Source organism: Azospirillum endophyticum, assembly GCF_016595245.1.
GTDB lineage: Bacteria > Pseudomonadota > Alphaproteobacteria > Azospirillales > Azospirillaceae > Azospirillum > Azospirillum endophyticum.
Window position 1 is genome coordinate 321606 of sequence record NZ_JAENHM010000058.1, and the last position, 9162, is coordinate 330767.

General features: G+C 68.3%; 9 protein-coding genes. 4 read left to right on the forward strand and 5 right to left on the reverse strand.

Annotated elements, in window-relative coordinates:
- The first annotated feature begins 10 nt into the window (after nt 1–10).
- Together JHL17_RS19890 and JHL17_RS19895 are read left to right on the forward strand one after the other, a co-directional pair.
- Nucleotides 11–601, forward strand: a complete 591-nt coding sequence (locus tag JHL17_RS19890) for a mismatch-specific DNA-glycosylase (RefSeq protein ID WP_200195676.1) — start codon at nt 11–13, stop codon at nt 599–601.
- A gap of 160 nt (nt 602–761) precedes the next feature.
- Complete coding sequence (locus JHL17_RS19895) at nt 762–1211, forward strand: hypothetical protein (RefSeq protein ID WP_200195679.1); 450 nt, start codon at nt 762–764, stop codon at nt 1209–1211.
- Nucleotides 1212–1233: 22 nt separating this feature from the next.
- Here JHL17_RS19895 and JHL17_RS19900 read toward each other — a convergent pair whose 3' ends face one another.
- Both JHL17_RS19900 and JHL17_RS19905 read right to left on the reverse strand, forming a co-directional pair.
- Entirely contained in the window at nt 1234–3486 is a 2253-nt protein-coding gene (locus JHL17_RS19900) for a xanthine dehydrogenase family protein molybdopterin-binding subunit (protein ID WP_200195681.1), read from the reverse strand.
- Between the two features lie 3 nt (nt 3487–3489).
- Nucleotides 3490–3951, reverse strand: a complete 462-nt coding sequence (locus JHL17_RS19905) for a (2Fe-2S)-binding protein (RefSeq protein ID WP_200195683.1) — start codon at nt 3949–3951, stop codon at nt 3490–3492.
- A 197-nt stretch (nt 3952–4148) separates the two neighbouring features.
- Here JHL17_RS19905 and JHL17_RS19910 point away from each other — a divergent pair, with 197 nt between their 5' ends.
- Nucleotides 4149–5063, forward strand: a complete 915-nt coding sequence (locus JHL17_RS19910; protein WP_200195685.1) for a LysR family transcriptional regulator — start codon at nt 4149–4151, stop codon at nt 5061–5063.
- A 55-nt stretch (nt 5064–5118) separates the two neighbouring features.
- Here JHL17_RS19910 and JHL17_RS19915 read toward each other — a convergent pair whose 3' ends face one another.
- From JHL17_RS19915 to JHL17_RS19925, 3 genes are read right to left on the reverse strand one after another with little or no spacing between them, the layout of a single operon-like run.
- Nucleotides 5119–5955: an ABC transporter ATP-binding protein gene (locus JHL17_RS19915; protein WP_247893671.1), complete on the reverse strand. Its 837-nt coding sequence runs from the start codon at nt 5953–5955 to the stop codon at nt 5119–5121.
- 40 nt (nt 5956–5995) lie between these two features.
- Nucleotides 5996–6829 (reverse strand): ABC transporter permease, encoded by an 834-nt coding sequence (locus JHL17_RS19920; RefSeq protein ID WP_200195687.1) that lies wholly within the window; start codon nt 6827–6829, stop codon nt 5996–5998.
- A 28-nt stretch (nt 6830–6857) separates the two neighbouring features.
- Nucleotides 6858–7874 (reverse strand): ABC transporter substrate-binding protein, encoded by a 1017-nt coding sequence (locus JHL17_RS19925; RefSeq protein WP_200195689.1) that lies wholly within the window; start codon nt 7872–7874, stop codon nt 6858–6860.
- Between the two features lie 342 nt (nt 7875–8216).
- On the opposite strand from JHL17_RS19925, the gene JHL17_RS19930 reads away from it, so the two are divergent.
- Nucleotides 8217–9083 carry a 3-hydroxybutyryl-CoA dehydrogenase gene (locus tag JHL17_RS19930; protein ID WP_200195691.1) on the forward strand — a complete coding sequence of 289 codons (867 nt, stop codon included), beginning with the start codon at nt 8217–8219 and terminating at the stop codon, nt 9081–9083.
- The last annotated feature ends 79 nt before the right edge of the window (nt 9084–9162 follow it).

A 9162-nucleotide genomic window follows, 5' to 3' on the forward strand; every position in this document is an offset into this window, starting at 1 on the left:
GGAGTTCGCCATGGACCTGTTCGACGATGTTCCGGCCCCCCCGCCGGACGGTTTGCCGCCGCCCGCCGGGCCGTTGCCGGACATCGTGGCGCCGGGGCTCGACTGCCTGTTCGTCGGCTTCAATCCCGGCCTGCGCTCGGGGGCGCTCGGCCATCATTATGCCGGGCGCGGCAACCAGTTCTGGCGCCTGCTGCATGAAGCCCGGCTGACCCCGCGGCTCTACCGGCCGGAGGAGGACGTGACCCTGCCGGCCATCGGACTCGGCTCCACCAACCTCGTCGCCCGCGCCACCGCCAGCGCCGCCGAGCTGTCGCGGGCCGAACTGCGCGGCGGCGTGCCGCGGTTGGCGCGGATCGTCGGTTTCGTCCGGCCGCGGGTACTGGCCTATACCGGCAAGGGCGTCTATCTGGCGGCGACCGGCCTGCCCGACGCTCCCTGGGGCCTTCAGCAGCGCAGCCTGTTCGACGGCGTCGCCGACGTGGTGGTGCCCTCGCCGAGCGGCCTCGCCCGCCTGCCCTTCGAGGAAAAGCTGCACTGGTTCCGCACGGTGCGGGCGGAGATCGAGCGGCGGCGGCCCGGCGGGAGATCGGCGGAGCGTTGAAGCAGCCGCCCTGCAATTCCTGGGGAGGCGGTAGAGATAACCGTCCGGACGGGGAATCCCGGCCGGTCCCGGCGGAACGCGGGGGGCAACCCCGCTGCCCCGGCGGTTCGCCGGGAAAGGCCGGGATGCCGGGACCGGCTTGAGCCATGCTGTGCGCCGCATGACCGCCACGGACCGCAACATCATCCAAAACGATCGACCACCCGCGCCGAAGACCGATCCTGTTGCCCGGCGGCTGCGCCGCTGCCATTGGATGGTGTTGGCATCGGCCGTCCTGCTGCTGGCCGGGGTGCTGTACGCCGCCTGCCGTCTCACGGTGCTGACGCGGACGACGGCAACCACGACCGCAGCAGCCGATCTTTGGGGACCGCAGTTCCCCGCACCGTCCCTTCCGGCCGTCCGGTCCTGGCGAGTCGCCCGGCTTCTGCACCTGGATGCGCCGCGCAAAAAAGAGCCGGCAGAGACTCTTGCCCCCGCCGGTGCGTCGCGGGTGGATCCCGCGGTGAGGCTGCTGGTGGACCAGGGCTGGCCCGGTCGCCCGCTGGCGGCGATCCCCGCCGCCACGCGGACGGCGGGGATCGTCGCACCCGCGCAAAAGGGCTCGCCCTGACCGCCCCGCTGGCTGACCCCGCTTAGCTGACGATGCCGCCGCGGCTGAAGGGCAGCGTCTGCAGCGGCTGGCCGGTCACCGAGAAGACGGCATTCGCCACCGCCGGCGCCACGGTCGGGACTCCCGGTTCGCCGGCGCCGGTCGGCCGTTCGTGCGACGGCACGATGTGGACCTCCACCACCGGCATGTCCGACATCCGCAGCGGCAGATAGCTGTCGAAGTTGGCTTGGTCGACGACGCCGTCGGTCATGGTGATCTCGCCGCGCAGCGCATGGCCGATGCCCCAGCCGGCGCCGCCCTCCATCTGCGCCTTGACGATGTCGGGGTTGACGACCTCGCCGCAGTCGACGGCGACCACCACCCGGTCCACCTTGATCTGCCCCTTGGCGTCGACCGTCACGTCGGCGACATGGGCGACATAGGTGTTGAAGCTCTCATGCACGGCGACGCCGCGGCCCTTGCCCTGCGGCAAGGGCTGGCCCCAGCCGGCCTTCTCCGCCGCCAGCTTCAGCACGCCGGCCAGACGCGGATGGTCCTTCAGCATGCCCATGCGGAAGGCCACCGGGTCCTTGCCGGCCGCCTTGGCGAGGCGGTCGATCATCACCTCCTTGGCATAGGCGGTGTGGGTGTGCCCGACCGAGCGCCACCACAGGGTGGTGACCGGCGAGGCGAGGGTGTGGGCGTCGACCGCGAGGTTCGCCACCGGATAGGCCATATCCGACGCGCCCTCGACCATCGTCGCATCGACGCCGTCCTTGACCATCACTGCCTCGAACGGCGTGCCGGCCATGAAGCTCTGGCCGACGATGCGCTGCTTCCAGCCGACCAGCTCGCCCTTGGCGTCGACCGCCGCGGTGATCTTGTGCAGGAACAGCGGGCGGTAGCGGCCGCCCTTGATGTCGTCCTCGCGCGTCCAGACCAGATGCACCGGGGCCTTGGGATAGGCCTTGGCGATCATCACCGCCTCGGCGATGTAGTCGGCGTTGGTGGTGGCGCGCCGGCCGAAGCTGCCGCCGGCCCATTGGGTGTCGATCTTCACCTGCTCCGGCTTGCAGCCCAGGATGTGGGCGGCGACCATCTGCTCGACCGTCTGGAACTGCGAGCCGGCCCAGATGGTGCAGCCACCTTCCGGGTTCAGCGCCACCACGGCGTTCAGCGGCTCCATCGGCGCATGGGCGAGGTAGGGGAAGACGAACTCGCCGTCCACCGCATGGCCGCCCTTGGCCTTGGCGTCGGCGATGGCCTTGTCGGCGTCGCCCTTGTTCGCCGCGACCGACCCCGGCTTCTCCGCCGCCTTGCGGTAGTCGGCCAGCATGGCGTCGGTGCCGCGGGTCTCGGCCTTGGCATCGTCCCAGGTGACCGTCAGCGCCTCGCGGCCCTTGATGGCGGCCCAGGTGTTCCTGGCGATCACCGCGACGCCGACCAGCAGGCTCACCACCTCGATGACGCCCGGCACCTTGCGGGCGGCGGCATCGTCGACGCTCTTGACTGTGCCGCCGAAACGCGGGCTGCGGGCCAGCACCGCCGTCACCTGACCCGGGCGGCGGATGTCCATCGAGAAGATGGCGGTGCCGTTGGTCTTGCTGACGTGGTCGAGCCGGTGCAGGTCGGCCTTGCCGATCAGCACATAGTCCTTCGGGTCCTTCAGCTTGACCTGCTGCGGCACCGGCAGCTTCGCCGCCTCCTCCGCCAGCTCGCCGAAGGTGGCGCTGCGGTTGCTGGCGGCATGGCGGACCACGCCCTTCGCCACCGTCACTTCGCCGGCCGGCACGCTCCAGCGGGCGGAGGCTGCGGCGACCAGCATGGCGCGGGCGGCGGCGCCGGCCATGCGCAGCTCGTCCCAGCTGTTGGCGACGGCGGTGGAGCCGCCGGTGCCCTGCATGCCGAAGAAGTGGTTGGCGTAGAGCTTCTGGTCGGCCGGGGCGAAGGCGCCGCGCACCTGGGCCCAGTCGGCGTCCAGTTCCTCGGCCACGATGGTGGCGAGGCCGGTGACGATGCCCTGGCCCTTGTCGAGATGCTTGGCCAGCACGGTGACCGTGTTGTCCGGCGCCACGATGACGAAGGCGTGCGGACGCGGATCGGCCGGGCCGATGATCTTGGGTGCCGCTTCGGCGGCCAGCGCCGGCATCGGCAGATGCGCGCCGATCACCAGCGCGCCGGCACCGGCGCCGATGGCCTTCAGGAAGCCGCGGCGCGAGGGGGCGGACAGCGGCGCGAGCGACATCCCGTCGCCGAACCCATTCTGGGCGGCTTGGCGGATCAGATGATGCAGCATGGATCAGGCCCTCATCGTCTGTGCGGCATCCTTGATCGCCGCGCGGATGCGGACATAGGTGGCGCAGCGGCAGACATTGCCGTCCATCGCCGCGTCGATGTCCTGGTCGGTCGGGGTCTGGTTGTCGGTCAGCAGCGCGATGGCGCTCATGATCTGGCCCGACTGGCAATAGCCGCACTGGACGACGTCCAGCTTCTGCCACGCCGCCTGGACGGCCTGGGCGGCCTTGCCCTTCACGCCTTCGATGGTGGTGACCTTGCTGTCGGGCGTCAGCATGCCGACCGGGGTCTGGCAGGCGCGGGTCGGCGTGCCGTCGACATGGACGGTGCAGGCGCCGCACTGGGCGATGCCGCAGCCGAACTTGGTGCCGGTCATGTTCAGCTCGTCCCGCAGAACCCACAGGAGCGGCATGTCCTCGGGAACGTCGACCTGACGCTCCTCGCCGTTGACGTTGATGCGAACCATGGCTCTTGCCTCTTTCTCCCTGAACGGAACCGCCGGTCCTCGATGACGACGACAGGTCCGCTGCCCGGTCGCGGGCCTTGGCTACGAATTGGAACTACGGATTTGTTTTTTTGATTGTCGGCTGCCGGAACAGCTCTAGCTCGACAGAATACACCGTCCAGTGCACAATGAACTAGGCTACTTTGGTTCATATCGCCATGAAGGCAATTCATAATCCGGCGCTCGACCTCAACTTGATCAAGGTGTTCGACGCGCTGCTGGAAACCCGCAACGTCTCCCGCGCCGCCGACGCGCTGGGGGTCAGCCAGTCGGCGGTCAGCCATGCGCTGGGCCGGCTGCGCACCCTGGTCGGCGACCCGCTGTTCGTGCGCACCGGCAACCGGATGGAGCCGACGCCGCGCGCCCAGCGCTTGGCCGAACCCTTGCGCGACCTGCTGGTCGGCGCCGCCCGCGCCCTGTCGGCGGAGGAGGATTTCGACCCCCAGCGGGAGGAGCGGAACTTCACCATCTCCACCCCCGATTCGATGCAGGCGGTGCTGCTGACCGGCATCCTGCGCGACGCGGCGGAGGGTGACCTGCGCGTCTCGGTCTCGCTGCTCAACCTCGACCCCGACGCCATGCTGAACGCGCTCGACGACGGCACGCTGGACCTCGCCATCGGCTATCTGCCGGAGCTGCGGCGCTGGCACGACCGGCAGGTTCTCTACCGGGAAACCCATGTCTGCCTGTTCAACCCCGACCTCGTCGCGGTCACCCCGCCGATCGGGCTCGAAGATTACACCCGCTATCCGCATGTGATGCCGTCGCTGCGCGGCGGACTGACCAGCTTCATCGACGACGAGCTGGCGGCGCTCGGCACGAGCCGGCACGTCGCCGCCTCCACCACCCAGTTCCTGGCGATCCCGATGATCCTGATGCGGGCGCCGATGCTGACCTCGCTGCCCGCCCGTCTGGCCCGGCTCTGCGCCGATGCGCTCGGCCTCGCCACCAGCCCGCTTCCCTTCGACATCGGCGACTACGAGGTGTCGATGATCTGGCACCGTCGCAACACCGGCTCCCCCTCCCATGGCTGGCTGCGCCAGCGCATGGGCGAGGAGGCGGCGAAGCTTTGATGCGTGAAGGGGCGCCCACGGCGGGGCGCCCCTTCCCGTTCGCCCAAGCCCTTCGTTAGTCCGCGGTGACCGACCGGATCTCGTCCTGGCTGAAGCGCTGCTGCTCCTCCATCACCATCTGCGACAGCTCGCGCTTCAGGCGGTTGAACTCCGGGGCTGAGCCGTCGCGCGGACGGGGCATGTCGACGACGACGTCGCGCTTGATGGTGCCCGGCCGGTAAGTCATCACGACGATGCGGTCGGCCAGATAGATGCTCTCCTCGATGGAGTGGGTAACGAACAGGATGGTCTTGCCGACCTCCTCCCAGATGCGCAGCAGCTCGTCCTGAAGGGTGCGGCGGGTCAGGGCGTCGAGCGCGCCGAACGGCTCGTCCATCAGCAGGATCGGGCTGTCGAGCGCCAGCACGCGGGCGATGGCGACGCGCTGGCGCATGCCACCGGACAGATCCTTCGGGAAGCGGTTGCGGAAATCCTGCAGATGCAGCTTCTGCAGCAGCCACTCGACCCGCGCGGCGATGTCGGCCTTGGACATCCCCTTGATCTCCAGGCCGAAGGCGACGTTCTGGGCCACCGTCATCCAGGGGAACAGGGCATATTCCTGGAACACCATGCCGCGGTCGGGGCCGGGTTCGGTGATGGTGCGGCCGTCGACGGCGACGGTGCCCTTCGTCGGCGGCTGGAACCCGGCCACCGCGTTCAGCAGCGTGGACTTGCCGCAGCCCGACGGCCCCAGCAGGCAGACGAACTCGCCCTTGCGGATGTCGAGGTCGATGTCCTGCAGGGCGACGATCTTCTGCGACCCGACGGCGAAGGTCTTCTCCACCCCGCGGATGCGGATCTGCACGGGGGCCGCGTCGGCGGCGGGCGTGGCGTCGGCAACGGTCTTCAGCATGGGCGTCATCTCCATCCCCTCCCTGTCAATCTTTTGGTGCTCAGTTCTCGAGCCCGCGGTGCCAGCGCAGCAGGTGGTTGTTCAGGCGGTTCATGCCGATGTCGATGGCGAGGCCGAGCAGGCCGATGGTGAACATCCCGGCGATAATCTTGTCGGACCACATGAACTCGCGCGCCTCCAGGATGCGGAAGCCGAGGCCGGAATTGACGGCGATCATCTCCGACACGATCACGACGATGAAGGCGGTGCCGATGCCGATCCGGGCGCCGGCCAGGATGTAGGGGGTGGCGGCCGGCAGGATGACGCGCAGGAACATGGTCAGCTTGCCGGCACCCAGGTTGCGGGCGGCGCGCAGATAGATGCCGTCGACATGGCGCACCCCGGCGATGGTGTTCATCAGCACCGGGAAGAAGGCGCCGATGGCGATCAGGAAGACGGCCGGCGGGTTGCCCAACCCGAACCACAGGATCGCCAGCGGGATGTAGGCGATGGGCGGGATCGGCCGCAGCACCTGCATCAGCGGGTCGAACAGCGCGTAGATGCGCGGGTTTCCGCCCATGGCGAGACCCAGCGGAAGCGCCAGCCCGGCGCCGACGGCGAAGCCCAGCACCACGCGGTACAGGCTGGACCAAGCGTCGAACAGCATTTCGCCCGACAGCGCCCACAGGATCCAGCTCGACTGCGCCGGATCATAGGGCTCGGTCGGCAGCAGATAGGCCCACCAGCGCTCCACCACCGCGACGGGCGACGGCAGGACCACCGGGTTGATCAGGCCGGACGTCGACAGGATCTGCCACAGAACGACGGCCAGGACCGGCACCAGGGCGCCGCGCAGCAAAGCGGCGGGCGAGAAACGGGGATTGGCTTGGGACATCGGGCGTCCTCCTTCCGCTGGGTGGGGCTCAGTTCGCCTTCACGGTGCCGGCACCGGCCCCGGCATCGCTTGCGGCGGCCTTGGTGGCCTTCGCCTTCTCCAGCAGATCCAGCTTCACCCAGTCGGCGGCCTTCGGCGGGGTCTCCATGCGGCCGACGCCGAACTTCTGCATCATGTCGGTCGTCACCTGCACATGATGGATCGAGATGTCGTAGCTGTAGGGCGAGTTGCCGATCGCATCCCGGAAGTCCTGGCTGCTGATCTGGCCCTTGAACATCTGCTCGCGGACGTATTTCTCGGCCAGATCGGGATTGGCGATGAAGGTCGCCGTCGCCTCGACGAAGCAGCGGATCAGCCGTTCGGCCACGTCATGCTTCTTGTTGTAGAAATCCTCGGTGATGACCAGCGACCGCACCGGCTCGCCCAGCTCGGTGTCGTAGGGCTTGATCACCTCGACGCCGAAGCCCTTGTTGATCGCCTGGCTCGACTGCGGCTCGGACTGCGACATCGCGTCGATGCTGCCGGCCAGCAGGGCCTGATTCATGTCGGCGTAGGCCATGTAGACGATCTGCACGTCCTTGCCCGAACGATCGGACCAGCTCAGCCCATGCTTGGCCAGTTCGGCCAGCAGGATCAGCTCCTGCGCGCCGCCGCGCGGGGTGGCGACCTTCTTGCCCTTCAGGTCGGCGATGCTCTTGATGCCGGCATTGGGCTTGGCGACGATGCGGGCGCCACCCTTGGCGAAGCCGGCCACCGCATAGATCGGCACGCCCGACGCGCGGCCGGCGATGGCGGCGTCCACCGCGCTGGCGGCGACGTCGATCTCACCCGCCACGATGGCCGGCAGGATGTCGATGCCCTTGGGGAAGACCCGTTCCTCGATCTTCAGGTCGTATTTGCCGGCGATCTCCTTCATGTAGGAGACCGCGCCGTAATGGGCGAATTTCAGATTGCCGAGTCGGACCAGATCGGCGGCCGAGGCGGCCTGGGCGGCGAGTGCCGCGGCGGCGAAGGCGGTGGCGGCGAGCAGGCTTTTCCGGAGCATCTCTTCTCTCCCTGGGGCTTGGTCCGCGGCCCGTTGCCGCGGTTGGCTTGGGAAGAGCAAGGGGCGTGCCATAATCAGTTCGCCGCGCAAACAATTGAAAACCCTGGATCCAGCCTGTCGCGTGGCCCGCGGCGTCGGCGGATTTCCGCCAGACCGTCCATGGCCATCGGCGGATTTCCGCCGATGGCTGGCCTGCGGCAGGACGACGCGCCATGCGAAAGCCCTCCCTGCCGCATACGACAAGCCATCGCAGCGCAACGAAAATCCGTGTAGAAGATGCTGCACCTGCGAACCAACGCACCGACCAACCAGTCACCAGCCAACCAATAGGGACGAGAAACAATGGCCGAGAGCATGGGGATCGAAACGATCGGCGTCATCGGCGCCGGACAGATGGGCAACGGCATCGCCCAGGTCTGCGCCGTCGCCGGCCTGACGGTGGTGATGACCGACATCTCCGAGGACGCGGTGCAGCGCGGCCTGTCGACCGTCGGCGGCAGCCTGGACCGCCTGGTCAAGAAGGAGAAGATGACCGCCGCCAACCGCGAGGCCGCCGTCGCGCGCATCACCGCCACCACCGACAAGTCGAAGCTGGCCGCCTGCGATCTGGTGATCGAGGCCGCGACCGAGAACGAGGATCTGAAGGTCAAGATCCTGAAGGATCTCTGCGCGATCCTGAAGCCGGAGGCGCTGGTCGCCACCAACACCTCGTCGATCTCCATCACCAAGCTGGCGACGGCCACCGACCGTCCGGACCGTTTCATCGGCCTGCATTTCTTCAACCCGGTGCCGCTGATGGCGCTGTTGGAGATCATCCGCGGCATCCAGACCAGCGACGACACCCATGCCAAGGCGATGGCCTTCGCCAAGCGCGTCGGTAAGTCGCCGATCACCGCCAAGAACAGCCCCGGCTTCGCCGTCAACCGCATCCTCTGCCCGATGATCAACGAGGCGATCTTCGCTCTGCAGGAAGGCATCGCCACCGCCGAGGACATCGACGCCGGCATGAAGGCGGGCTGCAACCACCCGATCGGCCCGCTCGCGCTGGCCGACCTGATCGGTCTCGACACCATGCTGTCGGTGATGGAGGTCTTCTATGAAGGCTTCAACGATCCGAAGTACCGCCCGGCCCCGCTGCTGAAGGAGATGGTCGACGCCGGCTATCTCGGCCGCAAGACCGGCCGCGGCTTCTACGACTACAGCAAGTAAGTTGCGGGGTGGAGGGAAGTTAGCCCCCCACCTAACCTCCCCCGCTGGGCGGGGGAGGGACTGCCGCCACTCTCCCGTT